14 protein-coding genes are annotated in these 17,327 nt (G+C 75.9%); 6 read left to right on the forward strand and 8 right to left on the reverse strand.

Annotated features, from left to right (window positions below; translation table 11 throughout):
• Window positions 1–78: 78 nt before the first annotated feature.
• On the reverse strand, window positions 79–3,432 hold the full coding sequence (locus tag HNR08_RS01605; RefSeq protein WP_246803121.1) for an Rne/Rng family ribonuclease: 3,354 nt from the start codon (window positions 3,430–3,432) through the stop codon (window positions 79–81).
• A 430-nt stretch (window positions 3,433–3,862) separates the two neighbouring features.
• Between HNR08_RS01605 and HNR08_RS01610 the strand changes: the two genes are divergently transcribed.
• Genes HNR08_RS01610 through HNR08_RS01630 form a run of 5 tightly spaced genes read left to right on the forward strand, consistent with a single transcriptional unit; the run spans window position 3,863 to window position 11,862 of the window.
• Window positions 3,863–5,344, forward strand: coding sequence for a cytochrome ubiquinol oxidase subunit I (locus tag HNR08_RS01610; protein ID WP_146839408.1), 1,482 nt, complete (start codon window positions 3,863–3,865; stop codon window positions 5,342–5,344).
• Window positions 5,345–5,362: 18 nt separating this feature from the next.
• Window positions 5,363–6,445, forward strand: a complete 1,083-nt coding sequence (gene cydB, locus HNR08_RS01615) for a cytochrome d ubiquinol oxidase subunit II (RefSeq protein ID WP_146839406.1) — start codon at window positions 5,363–5,365, stop codon at window positions 6,443–6,445.
• 16 nt (window positions 6,446–6,461) lie between these two features.
• Window positions 6,462–8,213, forward strand: coding sequence for a thiol reductant ABC exporter subunit CydD (cydD, locus tag HNR08_RS01620; protein ID WP_146839404.1), 1,752 nt, complete (start codon window positions 6,462–6,464; stop codon window positions 8,211–8,213).
• Window positions 8,210–10,111: a thiol reductant ABC exporter subunit CydC gene (gene cydC / locus HNR08_RS01625; protein WP_146839402.1), complete on the forward strand. Its 1,902-nt coding sequence runs from the start codon at window positions 8,210–8,212 to the stop codon at window positions 10,109–10,111. The genes cydD and cydC overlap by 4 nt, the downstream gene beginning before the upstream one ends.
• Window positions 10,096–11,862, forward strand: a complete 1,767-nt coding sequence (locus tag HNR08_RS01630; RefSeq protein WP_146839400.1) for a GAF domain-containing sensor histidine kinase — start codon at window positions 10,096–10,098, stop codon at window positions 11,860–11,862. The genes cydC and HNR08_RS01630 overlap by 16 nt, the downstream gene beginning before the upstream one ends.
• A 19-nt stretch (window positions 11,863–11,881) precedes the next feature.
• Here the strand turns inward: HNR08_RS01630 and HNR08_RS01635 are convergent, their stop codons facing one another.
• Window positions 11,882–12,511: a response regulator gene (locus HNR08_RS01635; protein ID WP_146839422.1), complete on the reverse strand. Its 630-nt coding sequence runs from the start codon at window positions 12,509–12,511 to the stop codon at window positions 11,882–11,884.
• A gap of 154 nt (window positions 12,512–12,665) precedes the next feature.
• On the opposite strand from HNR08_RS01635, the gene HNR08_RS01640 reads away from it, so the two are divergent.
• Window positions 12,666–13,613, forward strand: coding sequence for an NAD(P)-dependent oxidoreductase (locus HNR08_RS01640; RefSeq protein WP_146839398.1), 948 nt, complete (start codon window positions 12,666–12,668; stop codon window positions 13,611–13,613).
• Window positions 13,614–13,714: 101 nt separating this feature from the next.
• Here HNR08_RS01640 and mutM read toward each other — a convergent pair whose 3' ends face one another.
• The 6 genes from mutM to coaD form a co-directional block, all read right to left on the reverse strand.
• Window positions 13,715–14,638 (reverse strand): bifunctional DNA-formamidopyrimidine glycosylase/DNA-(apurinic or apyrimidinic site) lyase, encoded by a 924-nt coding sequence (gene mutM, locus HNR08_RS01645; RefSeq protein ID WP_146839396.1) that lies wholly within the window; start codon window positions 14,636–14,638, stop codon window positions 13,715–13,717.
• A gap of 12 nt (window positions 14,639–14,650) precedes the next feature.
• A complete protein-coding gene (gene rnc, locus HNR08_RS01650; RefSeq protein ID WP_146839394.1) occupies window positions 14,651–15,361 on the reverse strand; it encodes a ribonuclease III in 711 nt (236 codons plus the stop codon).
• 60 nt (window positions 15,362–15,421) lie between these two features.
• The gene (gene rpmF / locus HNR08_RS01655; protein WP_146839392.1) at window positions 15,422–15,616 is read right to left on the reverse strand and encodes a 50S ribosomal protein L32; all 195 of its coding nucleotides are present in this window, start codon (window positions 15,614–15,616) and stop codon (window positions 15,422–15,424) included.
• Window positions 15,617–15,618: 2 nt separating this feature from the next.
• Window positions 15,619–16,197 carry a YceD family protein gene (locus HNR08_RS01660; RefSeq protein WP_146839391.1) on the reverse strand — a complete coding sequence of 193 codons (579 nt, stop codon included), beginning with the start codon at window positions 16,195–16,197 and terminating at the stop codon, window positions 15,619–15,621.
• 124 nt (window positions 16,198–16,321) lie between these two features.
• Entirely contained in the window at window positions 16,322–16,816 is a 495-nt protein-coding gene (locus HNR08_RS01665) for a hypothetical protein (RefSeq protein WP_146839389.1), read from the reverse strand.
• Window positions 16,813–17,325: a pantetheine-phosphate adenylyltransferase gene (coaD, locus tag HNR08_RS01670; protein WP_146839387.1), complete on the reverse strand. Its 513-nt coding sequence runs from the start codon at window positions 17,323–17,325 to the stop codon at window positions 16,813–16,815. Before coaD ends, HNR08_RS01665 begins: the two co-directional genes overlap by 4 nt.
• Window positions 17,326–17,327: the final 2 nt, after the last annotated feature.

Consider the following 17,327-nt stretch of genomic DNA (forward strand, 5'->3'; position numbering starts at 1 on the left):
TCGTCGGTTGCGCGCATCCGACCGGGTGCGCAACCGACGACCTCGGGCGGAACCGACGACCTCGGCGGGGACGGTGCCTCAGGAGGCGTCGTCCGCCGGGGAGTCCGGGTGCGGCAGGTCGAACAGTGCCGGGTCGACCGGCATGAGCTCGAGCTGCTGCTCCGGGGTCGGGGCGTCCGCGGGCGCGGGCTCCGGGTCGACCGCCGGGCGCTCCGGGGCCGGGGTGCGGGTCGCGAGGTCGCCGAGCGCGGCGAGCACGTCGAGCACCGGTCCCGCCGGCGCCGGGGCGGCCGGCGCCGGGGCGGCCGGCTCGGCCTCCACCGCGGCCGGGGCCGGCGCCTCGTCCTGCACCGCCGCGTGCTGCTCCGCCGCGTGCGCCTCGTCGTCGTGCACGTGGGCGTGCGCCGCCGCGGCCGCGATGGTCGCCAGCGTGGCCTTGACCGCCTCGCGCGCCTCCGGCAGCACCGGGACGCTCGCGGCGGGTGCGGCCGGCGCCTGCTCCTTGGCCCCGCCGCGCTTGCGCCGGGACTTCTTGGGCTCGCCCTCCGGGGCCGCCTGCTGCGCGCCCGCGTCCGAGCGGCCGTTGTTCTTCTCGACCGGCTCGGTGTGCACGACGAAGCCGCGGCCGTTGCAGTGCTCGCAGGTCTCGGAGAACGCCTCGACCAGGCCCTGACCGACGCGCTTGCGGGTCATCTGCACCAGGCCCAGCGAGGTGACCTCCGCCACCTGGTGCTTGGTCCGGTCACGACCCAGGCACTCCACGAGCCGGCGCAGCACGAGGTCGCGGTTCGACTCGAGCACCATGTCGATGAAGTCGATGACGATGATGCCGCCGATGTCCCGCAGCCGGAGCTGGCGGACGATCTCCTCCGCGGCCTCCAGGTTGTTCCGGGTCACCGTCTCTTCGAGCGTGCCGCCCGCGCCGGTGAACTTGCCGGTGTTGACGTCGACGACCGTCATGGCCTCGGTGCGGTCGATCACCAGCGAGCCGCCCGACGGCAGCCAGACCTTGCGGTCCATGCCCTTGGCGAGCTGCTCGTCCACCCGGTGCGCCGCGAACACGTCGCCGGTGCCGGTGTACTTCGACACCTTCTCGGCCAGGTCCGGCGCGAGCTCGCCGATGTAGCCCGAGATCGTCGCCCACGCCTCCTCGCCCTGCACGACCAGCGACGAGAAGTCGTCGTTGAAGATGTCGCGCACCACGCGGATCGCGAGGTCCGGCTCGCCCTGCAGCAGGGCCGGCGCGGAGGCGGTCTTCGACTTCTTCTCGATCGCCTCCCACTGCGACTGCAGCCGGGCGATGTCGGCGCGCAGCTCCTCCTCCGACGCCCCCTCGGCCGCGGTGCGGACGATGACGCCGGCGGAGTCCGGGACGACCTCGCGCAGGATCTTCTTCAGGCGCGCGCGCTCGTTCTCCGGCAGCTTGCGGCTGATGCCGGTCATGCCGCCGCCGGGCACGTACACGAGGTACCGGCCCGCCAGCGTGATCTGCGACGTCAGGCGGGCGCCCTTGTGGCCGATCGGGTCCTTGGTGACCTGCACCAGCACGGAGTCGCCCGACTTCAGCGCCTGCTCGATGCGGCGCGGCTGGCCGCCCTCGAGGCCCGCGGCGTCCCAGTTGACCTCGCCGGCGTACAGCACCGCGTTGCGGCCCTTGCCCACGTCGACGAACGCGGCCTCCATGCTGGGCAGCACGTTCTGCACGCGACCGAGGTAGACGTTGCCGGCCATCGAGACCTGCGCCTGCCGGGAGACGTAGTGCTCGACGAGCACGCCGTCCTCGAGCACCGCGATCTGCGTCTTGCCGTTCGCCTCGCGGACGATCATCGAGCGCTCGACGGACTCGCGGCGGGCGAGGAACTCGGCCTCGGTGATGATCTGACGCCGGCGTCCGGCGTCACGACCCTCGCGGCGACGCTGGCGCTTGGCCTCCAGGCGGGTCGAGCCGCGCAGCGCGGTCACCTCGTCACCGCGCGAGCCGGACCGGCGCGACGACGACGAGTCGCCCTCGCCCGCGTCCCCGCCGCGGCCGGAGCGGCGACGACGGCGACGGCGACGGCTCGAGCCGCCCTGCTCGTCGCCCTCGGCGCGGTCCTCGGCCTCGTCGGCGTCCGCGTCGTCGGCGTCCTCGTCGGCCTCGGACTCGTCGTCCGCGACGGGGCCGGCCTGCTCCGGCTGGTCCCCCTCGGCGTCGCCCGCACCGCGCGAGCGGCGGCCGCGGCCGCCCCGGCGGCGACGACGGCGGGGCGCGCCCTCCTCGGCGTCGGCCTCGTCGCGCTCGGCGGCCTGCTCGGCGTCCTCGTCCGCCTGCTCGGCCTGCTCGACCTCGACCTCGGCGGCGTCGGCGGGGGCCTCGGCGGCCTCCTCCTCCGGGCGACCGCGACCGCGGCGGCCGCGGCGACGGGACGGGGCGGCGGGCTCCTCGGCGGCGGGCTGCCCGGCGGCGGCGGTGGTCCCGGCGGCCTCCGTCTGCGCGGCCTCGGCCTCGGCCTGGGCGGCAGCCGAGATGGCCTCCGGCGAGCCGGACGGCGCCTGCGCGCGGCGGCGGCGGCGCGGGGCCTCCGGGGCCTGGAACAGCAGCGCGGTGGTGGCGAGCCGGGCAGCGGCCGTGCGGTCCTCGCCGGAGGGCTGCGCGGGGGCGGCGGCAGCCGGGGCGGCCGGCGCGGTCGTGGTGCGCCCGAGCTCGGCCAGCACGTCCAGGCGGCTCTCCGGGGCGGCGGCCGACGTCTCCTCGGCCTGCTCGACGGCCTCGGCGATCTCCTCGTCCTCCTCCTCGACCACGGGCTCGGCCGGGGCATCGGCGACGGGGGCGGCGGGCGCGGCGGCGGCCGGCTCGACCGGCGCGGCGGCGGGTCGGGTGGCCCGGCGCGAGCGGCGCGGGCGGGTCCCGGCAGCGGGCTCGGCGGGCGCCTCGGCGGCGGCCGGCTCCGCGGCGACCGGCTCGGGCACGACCGGCTCGGGCGCGACCGGCTCGGGCGCGACCGGCTCCGGCGCGACCGGCTCCGGCGCGGCCGGCGTGTCGACGGGCGCCGGGGCGGCGGCCGTGCGGGTGGAGCGGCGGCGCTTCGGGGCGGCGGGCGCCTCGGCGACCGGGGCCCCGTCGGCGGCAGCCTCCGGCGCGGGCGCGGCGGCGGCGCCCTCCTCCGCGGCGGCCGCCTCGGCGGCGAGCTGCGCCTTCGTCTTGCGCGGCGCGCGGCGACGGACCGGCTTGGCCGGGGCGTCCTCGGCGGCCGGCGCGGCCTCCGCGACGAGCGCGTCGACGGCGGGGGTCTCCGCCGCGGCGTCAGCGGCGGGGGCGCCGGCGGCCTTGGTGGCGCGGGTCGCCCGGGTGCGGGTCGTGCGCTTCGGGCGGGCGGTCGCCCCCTCGGCGGCCTGCTCACCGCCCGTCGCTGCTGCTGCGGTGGTGCTGTCCGAGGTGTTGTCGAGCGTCACGCGTGGTGCTCCTGCATGCCCGGGTACGCCGGCCACACGCGCGGCGCCCTCGGGCGGTCGGTCGTCGCTCGCGATCCCGCGGCGACGGAAGTCGTCGGTGTCGGCCGCTGCACGGGCGTTCGGCGCCATCGCCTGCCTGGCACGTCGGACCCTGGTGAGGTCCGTCCGCGGCCGGCGGCGCCTGGCAGCGCGTTGCGCTGGTGCGGCGAGCACGGTGGACGCCCGGGGTGTGTGGATCCCGGGAGGCCGGAGCCAGTATCGCACAGTGCCCTAGATCACGCTCGTGAAGCGCGTCACGACGAGGCGACATCGCGTCAGATCCCGGGACCTATGTCCTAGGCTTGTGAACCGAGGCGCAATACCGTCGGACAGCGGCCTGCGCCTGGGCCGTAAGGCCCCCCATCTGCACCTGCTCCTGGACGGATCGCCCATGGAAGCCCTCGATCTCGCACGCTGGCAGTTCGGTGTCACCACCGTCTACCACTTCATCTTCGTCCCGCTGACGATCGGGCTCGCCCCGCTCGTCGCGATCATGCAGACCATCTGGGTGCGCACGGGCAACGAGGCCTGGCTGCGCCTGACCAAGTTCTTCGGCAAGCTCATGCTGATCAACTTCGCGATCGGCGTCGCGACCGGCATCGTCCAGGAGTTCCAGTTCGGGATGAACTGGTCGGAGTACTCCCGGTTCGTCGGCGACGTCTTCGGCGCCCCGCTGGCCATGGAGGCCCTGGCGGCGTTCTTCGTGGAGTCCACGTTCCTCGGCCTGTGGATCTTCGGCTGGGACAAGCTGCCCAAGAAGATCCACCTCGCCTGCATCTGGGCCGTCGCCATCGCGACGAACCTGTCCGCGTTCTTCATCCTCGCGGCCAACTCCTGGATGCAGCACCCGGTCGGCACGATCTTCAACACCGAGACCGGCCGCGCGGAGATGAACGACATCGTCGCCGTGCTCACGAACAACACGCTGCTCGCGGCGTTCCCGCACACGATCACGGCCGCCTTCCTCACCGCCGGCACCTTCGTCGCGGGCATCGCGGCCTGGTGGATGGTGCGCCTGGTCCGCCGGGGCGAGGCGGAGAAGGCCCGCACGGTCTACCGCCCCGCGGTGATGCTGGGGGTCTGGACCATGCTGATCTCCGGCATCGGCCTGGGCATCACCGGCCACGCGCAGGCGCAGCTCATGTTCGAGCAGCAGCCGACCAAGATGGCGGCGGCCGAGGCGCTGTGCGTCACCGAGGAGGGCGCGGCGTTCTCGCTGTTCGCCGTCGGCGACCTGAGCAACGACTGCGAGGGCGTCACGCACTACATCCAGATCCCGGGGCTGCTGTCGTTCCTCGCGAACAACGACTTCAACTCGACCCTCGAGGGCGTGGACGACCTCCAGGCGCGGTACGAGGAGCAGTTCGGCGAGGGCGTCAACTACATCCCCGACCTGACGGTGACCTACTGGTCCTTCCGCCTGATGATCGGCCTCGCCGCCGGGTCGGCCGCCCTCGCGCTCGCCGCCCTGTGGTTCACGCGCAAGGGCCGGGTCTCGGACAACCCGTGGCTCGCGAGGATCGCCCTCATCGCGATCCCGACCCCGTTCCTGGCCTCGGCGTTCGGCTGGATCTTCACCGAGATGGGCCGCCAGCCCTGGGTGGTGTACCCGAACCCGACCGGCGTGGACGGCGTCTGGCTGCTGACCCAGCGCGGCGTGTCCGAGGTGGTCTCCCCCACCACGGTGATCATCTCGATGGCCGCGTTCACCCTGCTCTACGGCGCCCTGATGGTCGTCTGGTTCAAGCTGATGAAGCGCTACGCCGTGGAGGGCGTCGCCGACACCGAGAAGGACGTCAGCCCCGACAACCCGGACAACCACCCCGACAACGACCCGGACGCCGCGGACCGCCCGCTGTCGTTCGCCTACTGACGGACGGGACTGACCGACATGGAGCTCTCGACTCTCTGGTTCCTGCTGATCGCCGTCCTGTGGACCGGCTACCTCGTCCTCGAGGGGTTCGACTTCGGCGTCGGCATGCTGCTGCCCGTCCTCGGCCGCAAGGACAAGGACCGCCGGGTGATGATCAACACGATCGGCCCGGTGTGGGACGGCAACGAGGTGTGGCTGCTCACCGCCGGCGGCGCGACCTTCGCGGCGTTCCCGGAGTGGTACGCCACGATGTTCTCCGGGTTCTACCTGGCGCTGCTCCTCATCCTGCTCGCGCTGATCATGCGGGTCGTCGCCTTCGAGTGGCGCGGCAAGATCAACACCGACCAGTGGCGCGCCTGGGCCGACCGCGGCATCATCGCCGGCTCGTACGTGCCGGCGCTGCTGTGGGGCGTGGCCTTCGCGAACCTGGTGCGCGGCGTCGAGCTGGACGCGGACCACCAGTACGTGGGCGGGTTCTTCGCTCTGCTCAACCCGTTCGCGCTGCTGGGCGGGGCGACCACGCTGCTGATCTTCCTCACGCACGGCGCGGTGTTCCTGGCGCTCAAGACGTCCGGCGACATCCGCGAGAAGGCCGGCGCGCTCGCCGCGCGGCTCTCGGTCGTCACCCTCGTGGTGGCCGGCGCCTGGGCCGTCTGGGCGCAGCTCGCCTACTCGGTCGCGTGGACCTGGGTCGCCGTGGTCGTGGCCGCCGGCGCGCTGGTCGCCCTGGTGCTCACCACCCGGGCCCGGCGCGAGGGCTGGGCGTTCGTCGCGTCGGCGGTGGCGATCGTCGCCGCGGTGGTGCTGATCTTCGGCTCGATGTACCCGGACGTCATGCCGGCGATCGACCCGGCGAACTCCCTCACCGTCGACAACGCCTCGTCCACGGACTACACCCTCACCGTCATGACGTGGGTCGCCGTGATCCTCACGCCGGTCGTGCTGCTCTACCAGGGCTGGACGTACTGGGTGTTCCGCAAGCGGATCTCCGCGGACCACATCCCGGAGCACACCGGCCTGACGTTCGCGACCGTGACCGCCAAGGCCGGTGCGGGCACCGGGCACGGCGGCACCTCGCCCGACGGCTCCACCCGGGCCTGAGGGACCGTACGACCGCGTGAAGCCGCTCGACCCGCGCCTGCTCCGGTACGCCCGCGCCGCCCGGGGCTACCTCGCGCTGACGGTGTCCCTCGGGATCGTCACCGCCGGCCTCGTCGTCGCGCAGGCGATCCTGCTCGCGCGGGTGCTCGCCGCCGCCGCGCACGACGGCGCCGGCCTGTCCGACCTGCTCCCGCAGATCGGCTGGCTGGCCGCCGTCGTCGCGGCGCGCGCGCTGGCGACGGGCGTGCAGGAGCGGTACGCGCACCGGGCCGCCACCCGCGCGGTCGCCGAGCTCCGCGAGCAGGTCGTCGCCCGCGCCGCCGAGCTCGGCCCGCGCTGGCTCGCGGAGGGCGAGGGCGCTCGGGTCGTCACGCTCGCCACCCGGGGCCTGGAGGCCCTGGAGCCGTACTTCGTGCGGTACCTGCCGCAGCTCGTGCTGTCCGCCACCGTGACCCCCGCGGTGCTCGTGGTCCTCCTCGACCTCGACTGGATCTCCGCCGCGATCGCCGCGGGCACGCTGCCGCTGATCCCGATCTTCATGGTGCTCATCGGCCAGCTCACGCAGGGCCGGTCCGAGCGCGGGCTGCGGGTCATGCAGCGGCTCGGCTCCCAGGTGCTCGACCTGGTCGCGGGGCTCAGCACCCTGCGCGCGTTCGGCCGCGAGCGCGGGCCGGCGGCGCGGGTGCAGGCGCTCGGTGACGCGCACCGCCGCGCCACGATGGGCACGCTGCGGATCGCGTTCCTCTCCGGCATGGTGCTGGAGCTGCTCACGACGCTGTCGGTCGCGCTGATCGCGGTGGGCATCGGCCTGCGGCTCGTCTACGGGCACCTGGACCTGGTGACCGGGCTGACGATCCTCGTGCTCGCGCCGGAGGTGTACCTGCCGCTGCGCCAGGTGGGCGCCCAGTTCCACGCGTCCACCGACGGCGTCGCGGCAGCCGACCAGGTGTTCCGGGTCCTCGAGACCCCGGTGCCCGCGCGCGGCACCGTCCCCGCCCCGGACCTGCGCACGGCGACGGTCCGGCTGCGCGGGGTCACCGTCCGGGCGCCGGGCCGCGACGTCCTCGCCCCGGCGGACCTCGACCTCGACCTCGCCCCGGGCAGCACCGTCGCGGTCACCGGGCCGAGCGGGGCGGGCAAGTCGACGACGGTCGACCTGCTGCTCGGGCTGCTGCGCCCGGACGCCGGGACGGTGGAGGTGGTGGGTCCCGGCGGGGCCGTGCCGCTCGCCGACGTGGACCCGCAGACCTACTGGAGCCAGGTCGCCTGGCTCCCCCAGCGCCCCGTGCTGGAGCCCGGCAGCGTAGGCCGGCTCGTCGCCGGGGCGCAGGACGCCGAGCTCGACGGCGACGCCCGCGCGCGCCGGGACCGGGCCGCCGCCCTCACCGGGCTGGACGCCGTGGTCGCCGCCCTGCCGCAGGGATGGGGCACCGACCTGGGCCGCGGCGGCGCGGGGCTGTCCGTCGGGCAGCGCCAGCGCGTGGCCCTCACGCGGGCGCTGCTGTCCGACGCGCCGCTCGTCGTGCTCGACGAGCCGACCGCCCACCTGGACGCCGAGGGCGAGCGCGTCGTGCTGGGCACCGTGCGCGCCCTGCGAGCCGCCGGCCGGACCGTGCTGCTCGTGGCGCACCGGCCGTCGCTGATCGCCCTCGCCGACGCGGTGGTGGAGGTGCGGTCGGCCGCCGTGCCGGCGGACCCCGCCGACCCCGGCCAGCCCGCCGGACCCGGCGACGCCCCGCTCGCGACCGCCGCGGAGGAGGCCCGATGACGACCGCCGCCCCGGCGCCCACCGCCCCGACGCCGGCCCCCGCCCACCGCCCCGGCCTGCGCGCCCGCATCGCCGCCGACCCCCTGCGGCGCGCCGTCCGCCTGCTCGACGTCGACCCCCGGCGGGCGGCCCTCGCCGTGCTGCTCGGCACCGCCGCGCTCGGGTCCGCCGTCGCGCTCGCCGCCGTCTCGGCGTGGCTCATCACCCGCGCCGCCCAGATGCCCCCCGTCCTCGAGCTGTCCGTCGCCACCGTCGCGGTGCGGGCGTTCGGCATCGGCCGCGGGCTGTTCCGCTACCTGGAGCGCCTCGTGTCCCACGACGTGGCGCTGCGCGGCATGAGCCGGCTGCGGACCACGCTGTACCGCAGGCTCGCCGACGGCAGCCCGGGCGCGACCCTCGGCCTGCGCCGCGGGGACCTGCTCGCCCGCGTCGGCGCGGACGTCGACGCCGTCGGCGACGTGGTGGTGCGCGGGCTGCTCCCGGCCGCCGTCGCCGCCGTGCTCGGCCTCGGCACGGTCGTCGCGATGGGCATGTTCCTGCCCGCGGCCGGCCTGACGCTCGCCGCCTGCCTGCTGCTCGCGGGCGTCGTCGCGCCGTGGCTCGCGCAGCGCGCCGCCCGCACCACCGAGCGCCGGGCCGCCGACGCCCGGGCGGAGATGGCCGCCACCGCGCTCGGCCTGCTGGAGGACGCCGGGCCGCTCGCCGTCCAGCGCCGCACCGGCGCGGAGGTCGCCCGGCTCCGGGCCGCCGACGCCGACCTCGCGCGGGCGACCGACACGGGCGCCGGCCCGGCCGCGGTCGCCGCGGCGCTCGGGAACCTCGCCGTCGGGCTGGCCGTGCTCGGCGCCCTGCTGGTCGGCATCCCGGCCGCCGCGTCCGGGTCGCTCGCGGCCGTCGAGCTCGCGGTCGTCGTGCTGACCCCGCTCGCCGCGTTCGAGGCGACGAGCGTGCTGCCCGCCGCGGCGATCCAGGTGCACCGGTCGCGGGCGGCCGCCGCGCGGCTGATGGACCTGCTGGACGCCGCGGACGGCACGGACGCCCCTGCGACACCCCCCGCCCCGGCACCGGCGGCGCCCGCCGGCACCGCCTCCACCACCGGCACCGCCTCCACCACCGCCGCCGGCCCGAGCCTGGTCGCCCGCGGCCTCGCTGTCGGCTGGCCCGGCCGCGAGCCGGTCGTCACCGGCCTCGACCTCGACCTGGCCCCCGGCCGCAGCCTGGCCGTCGTCGGCCCGTCCGGCGTCGGCAAGACCACCCTGCTGCTGACCCTGGCCGGCTTCCTGCCGCCGCGGGGTGGCGAGCTGCTGCTCGACGGCGTGCCGCTGCCCGCGGTCGACCCGGCCGTCCGGCTGTCCCGCCTCGCGCTCACCACCGAGGACGCGCACGTCTTCGAGACCACCGTGCTGGAGAACCTGCGGGTCGCCCGTGGCTCGGCGACGGCGGACGAGGCGCGGGCCGCCCTGGAGCGGGCGGGGCTCGGCGGCTGGCTCGCCGGGCTCCCCGACGGCGTGGACACCGCGCTCGGCCCGGACGCCCGCAGCGTCTCCGGCGGCGAGCGGCGCCGGCTGCTGCTCGCCCGGTCGCTGCTGGCCACCGCTCCCCTGCTGCTGGTGGACGAGCCCGCGGAGCACCTGGACCCCGGGACCGCCGACCGGCTCGTCACCGACCTGCTCGTCACCCCGCGCACGACCGGGCCGGACCGCGGGGTGCTGCTCGTCACCCACCGGCTCGCCCCGCTGGACGCCGCGGACGAGGTGCTCGTGCTCCGCGGCGGGCGTGTCGCGGCGCGCGGGACGCACGCGCACCTGATCGCGGCCGACGCCGACTACCGTGAGGCCCACGCAGCCGAGCAGGACGACAGCGGGACGGGGACGACGAGGGCATGGCCGACGACCTGACGACGCAGGACCCGACCACGCACGGCGTGACCACCACGATCCACGTCCGGGAGCCGGGCGGCCGCTCGCACCTGGAGCTCGGCACCGCCACCGAGACCGGCGACGAGCTCGCCGACCTGCTGGACGCCGTGCTCTCCGTCGCGTCGGGGCTCGAGCTGCCCGGCGTGCTGGAGCGGTTCGTCCGCGTGTCGGTCGAGCTCACGGGCGCGCGGTACGGCGCGATCAACGTGCTGGACTCCCGCGGCGAGTCGACGACGTTCGTGCAGACCGGTGTCCCCGCGGCGACGGCGGCGCTCATGGGCCACCCGCCGCACGCGCAGGGCGTGCTGAGCCAGATCCCCGCCCAGGGCGTCCTGCTGCTCGAGGACCTGACCGAGCACCCGGCGTTCCGCGGCTGGCCGGCCGGGCACCCGAGGATGGGCTCGTTCCTCGGGGCGTCCGTCCGGGTGCGGGACCAGGTCTACGGCTACCTGTACCTCTCCGAGAAGGACGGCGGGTTCACCGACAAGGACGCGACCACCGTGATCGCCCTGGCGGCCACGGCCGGCGTCGCGGTGGCCAACGCCCAGCTCTACGCGGAGGGCTCCCGGCGGGAGCACTGGCTGCGGGCGGGGCAGGAGATCACGACGATGCTCCTGCAGGGCGCCGACGAGGAGGACGCGCTGGCGCACATCGCCGCGACCGCCCGGGACGTCGCCGACGCGGACACCGCCGCCCTCGCGCTGCCCGGCGTGGCCGGCGAGCTGCTGATCGAGCTCGCGGACGGGCACAACGCCGACACCCTGATCGGCGCGCAGCTCACCCCCGGCGGGCCGACGTGGTCGGTCATGCAGGAGGGCACCGGCCTGCTGATGGACTCGCTGTCGAAGTCCCGGCGGATCACGGTGCCCGCGATGCGCTCGTTCGGGTCGGCCATCTTCGCCCCGCTGCAGACCTCCGGCCGCGGCGTCGGCGTCCTCATCCTGTTGCGCCGCATCGGCTCCCCCACGTTCGAGCCGCACGACCTCGCCACCGCCGAGTCGTTCGCCTCCCAGGCCGCCCTGGCCTTCGTGCTCGCCGAGGCGCGGCACGCCCAGGACCAGGCCGCCCTGCTGGACGAGCGCGAGCGCATCGCCCGCGACCTGCACGACCTGGCCATCCAGCAGCTGTTCGCCACGGGCATGCAGCTCGAGACGGTCCGCCGCCGGTCCTCGCGCGGCGTCGACCCCTCGGAGCTCACGAGCATCGTCGAGGAGGCGCTGGACAACGTCGACGCCTCCGTCCGGCAGATCCGGCAGATCGTCTACGCGCTGCGTGACCCGGACGCCGCCACCGGCATCGTCGAGCGCCTGCGGCGGGAGGCCTCGCTGGCCCGCACGGGCCTGGGCTTCGCGCCCTCGCTCGTCGTCATGCTCGACGGCCAGGCGGTCCCGGACGGCGACTACATCGTCGCGGACCTGGTGGACGAGCGGATCGGCCCGGACCGCACGGACGACGTCGTCGCGGTGGTCCGGGAGGGGCTGGCGAACGCCGCGCGGCACGCGCACGCCTCGTCGGTGAGCGTCCGGGTGTCCGTCGACGGTGCCGGTCCGCTCGGCACCGTGCGCGTGGAGGTCGAGGACGACGGCGTCGGCCTGCCTGCCACCCGCGACCGCCGCTCCGGCACGGGGAACCTCGCCGCGCGGGCGCGGCAGCACGGCGGCACGTTCTCGATCGGCATCGCCCCGGGCGGGTCCGGGACGCTGCTGTCCTGGTCGGTGCCCCTGGGCTGAGCCCCGGGCACCGCGCCGGTCAGGAGTGGCCGGTCTCGGCGCGCCAGCCGCTGTGCCGGCGCGCGGCCACCCACGCGGCCACCTGCGTGCGGCGCTGCAGGCCCATCTTGGCGAGCAGGGACGTGATGTGGTTCTTCACCGTCTTCTCGGCGACGCCCAGGCGCTCGGCGATCTCCCGGTTCGACAGGCCGTCGCCGATGAGGTCGAGCACCTTGAGCTCGGACGGCGTGAGGTTCTCGGTCGGGTCCTCGTGGCCGGCGCGGCGGCGGGTCACGGTCCGCTCGTCCAGCAATGTCCGGCCCGCGGCGACCGCGCGGATCACGTCGGTGATCTCCGCGCCCCGCACGCTCTTCAGCAGGTACGCGGCGGCACCAGCGTCCAGCGCGGCGGCCAGCGCGTCGTCGTCGTCGAACGACGTCAGCACGATGGCCCGCGCGCCGGGCAGCGTCACCTTGACCTGCGTCATGAGGTCGATGCCGGTCCCGTCGGGGAGCTGCAGGTCGACCAGGAGGACGTCGGGGTGCACGAGGCCGGCGCGGCGCACGCCGTCCGCCACGGACCCCGCCTCGGCGACGACCTTCATGCCGTCGGCGCGCTCGACCACCTCGGCGATGCCGCGGCGGACCACCTCGTGGTCGTCGACGATCATCACCGAGATCGGTCCGGTGCGGGCCGGCTGGACTGCGCTGTTCGTGGCGGACACGAAGGCATCGTAACGACCCCGGGCGGCGGGACCGGGCAGCGCCGCACCGTGGACGGTGCGTCGCCTGGCGCGGCACGACGCGGTGCGGCAGCCTGCGGGCATGACCACCGTGCTGCTGCCGTCGTCGATCGCGCTCTCCCCCGGCCTGCCCGACGGCGTCGAGGCCCGCACCTACGACGTCGACCAGCCGCTGCCCGAGGCGCTCGTGGACGCCGACGCCCTCGTGGTCTGGGGCAACCCCACGTCGCAGCTCGCCGACGCGGCCCGCCGCATGGGCCGGCTGCGCTGGGTGCAGACGCTGGCCGCCGGACCGGACCAGGTGCTGGCCGCCGGGTTCGCCCCGCACGTGCGCGTCACCTCGGGCCGCGGCCTGCACGACGGACCGGTCGCGGAGCACACCCTGGCCCTGCTGCTCGCCGCCGCGCGGCGGATCCCCGAGCTGGTCCGGGCGCAGGACGAGCACCGGTGGGCGGCCGAGCTCGGCGGGCGGCAGCGGCTGCCGCACGAGGGCGGCGAGTTCCGCTCGCTGTCGGGCGCGCGCGTGCTGATCTGGGGCTTCGGGTCGATCGCCACCCGCCTCGCCCCGCTGCTCACCGTGCTGGGCGCCCAGGTCGTCGGCGTGGCCTCCCGGCCGGGCACCCGCGCCGGCTACCCCGTCATCACGCCCGCCGAGGTCCCCGACGCGCTTCCCGGGACCGACGTCCTCGTGGGCATCCTGCCCGCCACCCCCGCGACGCGGCGCGTGCTCGGCGCCTCGGTGTTCGCGCGGCTGCCGCGGCACGCGTGGGTGGTGAACGTCGGCCGCGGTGCGACGCTCGACGAGGCCGCCCTGCTCGCGGCGGTCCGGGAGGAGCGCATCGCCGGCGCGGCCCTGGACGTGTTCGAGACCGAGCCGCTGCCGTCGGGGTCGCCGCTCTGGGCGGAGCCGCGGATCCTCATCACCCCGCACGCCGCGGGCGGCCGGCCGGTCGGCGCGGACACGCTCCTGACGGACAACATCGCCGCGTTCACCCGCGACGAGCCGCTGCGCAACCTCGTCACCCGCTGACCCCGCTCCGCCCGCCCTGCGCCCGCCCCCCGCCGAGACTGCAGGATCCGACTGCGCGCGGATCCCCAGGACCCGCGGATCCTGCCGTCTCGGCGGCCGGGTCACTCCCGCGGCGCGGGCTGGCAGACCGGGCAGTGGTGCGACGAGCGGTTCATGAACGGCTCGCGGACGACGGGCGTCCCGCAGCGCGGGCACGGCTCCCCGGCCTGGCCGTAGACGGCGAGCGACCGGTCGAAGTAGCCCGACGCGCCGTTCACGTTGACGTACAGCGCGTCGAAGCTCGTCCCGCCCTGCGCGAGGGCGTCCCGCATGACGGAGGCCGCCCCGTCGAGCACCCGCAGCGCCGTCGCCTGGTCGAGCCCGGACGTCGGGGTCGCCGGGTGCACGCGCGCCCGCCACAGCCCCTCGTCCGCGTAGATGTTGCCCACCCCGGAGACGACGCCCTGGTCGAGCAGCGCGCGCTTCACCTGCGTCCGCCGCCGCCGCACCGCCCGGGCCACCGCCTCGACGTCCAGCGCGGGGTCGAGCAGGTCCCGGGCGATGTGCCCGACCGGCGCCGGCACCAGCGGCAGCGCGGCCCCCGCGCCGCCCGGCCTCCCGTCCGCGGTCGGCTCCAGGTCCACCACGGACAGGTGCCCGAAGGTCCGCTGGTCCACGAAGTCCAGCGCCCCGCCGTCGTCCAGCACGAGCCGGACGCGCAGGTGCGGGTGCCCGTCCCCGGCGGCGACGTCGGCGGCCGAGCCCCGGACCAGCAGCTGGCCGCTCATGCCCAGGTGCGCGAGCAGCGCGTCGTCGGGCGTCGCGCCGGGCGCACCGGGGTGGTCCAGGGGCAGCCAGAGGAACTTGCCCCGCCGGACGGCCGCGGTCAGCGTGCGGCCGGCGAGCCGGCCCGCGAGGTCGGCCGGACCCGCGACGTGCCGGCGCACGCTGTACGGCCGGCGCACCTCGACGGACCGCACGGTGCGGCCCACGACGTGCCGCTCCAGGCCGTCGCGGACGGTCTCGACCTCGGGGAGCTCGGGCACCGGGCCGGACCGTCAGCGCGCGGCGGGCGCCTCGGCCGCGCCGTCGCCCTCGAGGGCGGCGTACGCCAGGGCCGCGGCGCGCTGCTCGGCGAGCTTCTTGGCGGTGCCGGTCCCGGTGCCGCGCACCGCGCCGGCGACCAGGGCCTCCGCGGTGAAGGTGCGGGCGTGGTCCGGGCCGTCGCTCGTCACCTGGTACGTCGGGGCGCCCAGGCCGAGCGTCGCGGTGAGCTCCTGCAGGGAGGTCTTCCAGTCCAGGCCCGCACCGAGGTCGGCCGCCGCGGTCAGCGTGGGGCCGACCAGGTTCATGACGAGCGTCCGGGAGGTCTCCAGGCCGTGCGACAGGTAGACGGCGCCGAACAGCGCCTCCAGCGTGTCGGACAGGATCGAGTCCTTGTCGCGGCCGCCGGTGGCGAGCTCGCCCTTGCCGAGCAGCACGTAGGACCCGAGGTCCAGGGTGCGGGCGACCTCCGCCAGCGCGCGCTGGGAGACGGTCGCGGCGCGCATCTTCGCGAGCTCGCCCTCGGACTGCGCCGGGTGCCGGCGGTACAGCTCCTCGGTGACGACGAGGCCGAGCACGGTGTCCCCGAGGAACTCCAGGCGCTCGTTCGTCGGGATGCCGCCCGCCTCGTGGGCGAACGACCGGTGCGTGAGTGCCAGCACCAGCAGCTCGGGATCCAGGTGGACCCCGAGCTGCTGGGCGAGCTGTGCTGCTGCTGTGCTCATGGTGCGGTCACCCGCCCGCGCGGTGCGTCACCGGCGGGGCGGGTGGTGCGACGCGTCGGCTCAGCCGGCGTGCTCGGTCCGCATCGCCTCGGCGTAGCGACGACCGGCGTAGGCGCCGCACGTCGGGCACGCCTGGTGCGGGCGCATGTCCGACTTGCACTGCGGGCAGGTGCTGAGCGTCGTGGCAGTGGTCTTCCACTGCGACCGACGCGCACGGGTGTTGCTGCGCGACATCTTGCGCTTCGGAACAGCCACGGCTAGCTCTCTCTCTTCTCGTCAAGCGTGCTCTGCAGGCCGCCGAGGGCCGCCCACCGAGGGTCAATGGTGTCATGCGAATGCTGTGGGTCGTCCGCCAGGCGCGCTCCGCACAGGGAGCACAGGCCCGGGCAGTCGTCCCGGCACAACGGCTGGAAGGGTAGCGCAGTCACGAGCGCGTCCCGCAGCGCGGGCTCGACGTCGACCAGGTCGCCGTCCAGCTCGTGCACGTCCTCCTCGTCGTCGCCGTTCTCCTCCGCGACCTCGGCGCGACCGGGGTACACGTACAGCTCCTGGACGCTGACGTCGACGTCGTCGACGACCTCGTCCAGGCACCGGACGCACTCCCCGACCACCCGGGCCCGCACGGAGCCGGAGACCAGGACCCCCTCCATGACGGCCTCGAGCCGGAGGTCCAGCTCGACGTCGTCACCTGCGGGGACGCCGATCACCTCGGTACCGAGGTCCTCGGGAGCGGGGACCGTGCGCTGCACCCGACGCATCGATCCCGGACGTCGGCCGAGCTCGTGGGTGTCGAGCACGAACGGCGAGCGGGGATCGAGGTGAGTCGCGCGCTCCACGGTCCACGTTCCTGTCATGAGGGGGTCTCGGTACCTGCGACGACCGGCAGGACCAACGGTCGATCCTACGGTACGGGGCCCGCTGCGCCCAATCGGGCGGCTGCTCCTGGCGCTGCGGCGTCCGTCACGCCTCGTCGAGCCGGTCCGCCAGCTTCGCCCGCCCGGCCTGCACCTGGCTCAGCACCTTGCCCAGGTCGATCTCGAAGTCCGCGAGCCGGCGGTCGCAGTAGTCGTCGGCGTCCCGCCGCAGGCCCCGGGCGGTCTCCTCGGCCTCGCGGACGATCTCCGCGGCCCGGTCGGCGGCCTGGGCGACCACGGCCTCCTGCTCCACGAGCTCGGCGGCCCGGCGGCGCGCGGCGGCCTCGATGCGCTCGGCGTCGGCCCGCGCGGCGGCCCGCTCGGCGTCGGCGGCGGCCAGAACCTCGTCGGCGCGGCCGATCTGGGTCGGCAGCGCCTCGCGGGCCTGCGTCACGAGGTCCAGCAGCTCGGCGCGGCTCACGAGGACCGACGCGGACATCGGCATCGCCCGGGCCGTGCCCACGGCGTGCTCCAGGGCGTCCAGGACGGCGCTGAGGCTCTCCGGGCGGTGGCCGTCGGCGGCGGCGGTCGGCTCGGTCATGCGGGGCTCCCCTCGGGGCGGGCGGACGGGCTCGGGACCGCCAGGGCGGCGCGCACGGCGGCGGCGACGGCGGGCGTCACCAGGTCGTCGATCCGGCCGCCGTGCCGCGCGACGTCCTTCACGAGCGAGGACGCCACGTGCGACAGGGCGGGGTCGCCGACCACGAACGCGGTCTCCACGCCGGACAGGTGCCGGTTCATCACGGCCATCGGCAGCTCGGCGTCGAAGTCGGCCCCGCCGCGCAGCCCCTTGACCACGACCGAGGCGCCCAGCGCCCGCAGCTCGTCGGCCAGCAGCCCGTCGGAGGCGGCGACCCGGACGCCGGGCACGTCGGCGACGGCGTCCTCGATGAGCGCGACGCGGGTGGCCACGTCGAGCAGCGGGCGCTTGGCGGCGTTGTGCGCGACCAGGACGACGACCTCGTCCGCGAGCCGCCGCGCGCGGCGCACCACGTCGAGGTGGCCGAGCGTGAACGGGTCGAACGAGCCGGGGCAGACGGCGAGAACCACGC

Source organism: Cellulomonas hominis (assembly GCF_014201095.1).
Classification (GTDB): Bacteria; Actinomycetota; Actinomycetes; order Actinomycetales; family Cellulomonadaceae; genus Cellulomonas; species Cellulomonas hominis.

What these genes read in the sequence shown, in the direction of transcription:
- rnc (WP_146839394.1), bottom strand. Translation starts at nt 15,361, where the DNA reads ATGAGCACAGCAGCAGCACAGCTCGCCCAGCAGCTCGGGGTCCACCTG.
- HNR08_RS01635 (WP_146839422.1), bottom strand. Translation starts at nt 12,511, where the DNA reads ATGATCGTCGACGACCACGAGGTGGTCCGCCGCGGCATCGCCGAGGTG.
- HNR08_RS01610 (WP_146839408.1), top strand. Translation starts at nt 3,863, where the DNA reads ATGGAAGCCCTCGATCTCGCACGCTGGCAGTTCGGTGTCACCACCGTC.
- cydC (WP_146839402.1), top strand. Translation starts at nt 8,210, where the DNA reads ATGACGACCGCCGCCCCGGCGCCCACCGCCCCGACGCCGGCCCCCGCC.
- cydB (WP_146839406.1), top strand. Translation starts at nt 5,363, where the DNA reads ATGGAGCTCTCGACTCTCTGGTTCCTGCTGATCGCCGTCCTGTGGACC.
- HNR08_RS01665 (WP_146839389.1), bottom strand. Translation starts at nt 16,816, where the DNA reads ATGACCGAGCCGACCGCCGCCGCCGACGGCCACCGCCCGGAGAGCCTC.
- HNR08_RS01630 (WP_146839400.1), top strand. Translation starts at nt 10,096, where the DNA reads ATGGCCGACGACCTGACGACGCAGGACCCGACCACGCACGGCGTGACC.
- HNR08_RS01640 (WP_146839398.1), top strand. Translation starts at nt 12,666, where the DNA reads ATGACCACCGTGCTGCTGCCGTCGTCGATCGCGCTCTCCCCCGGCCTG.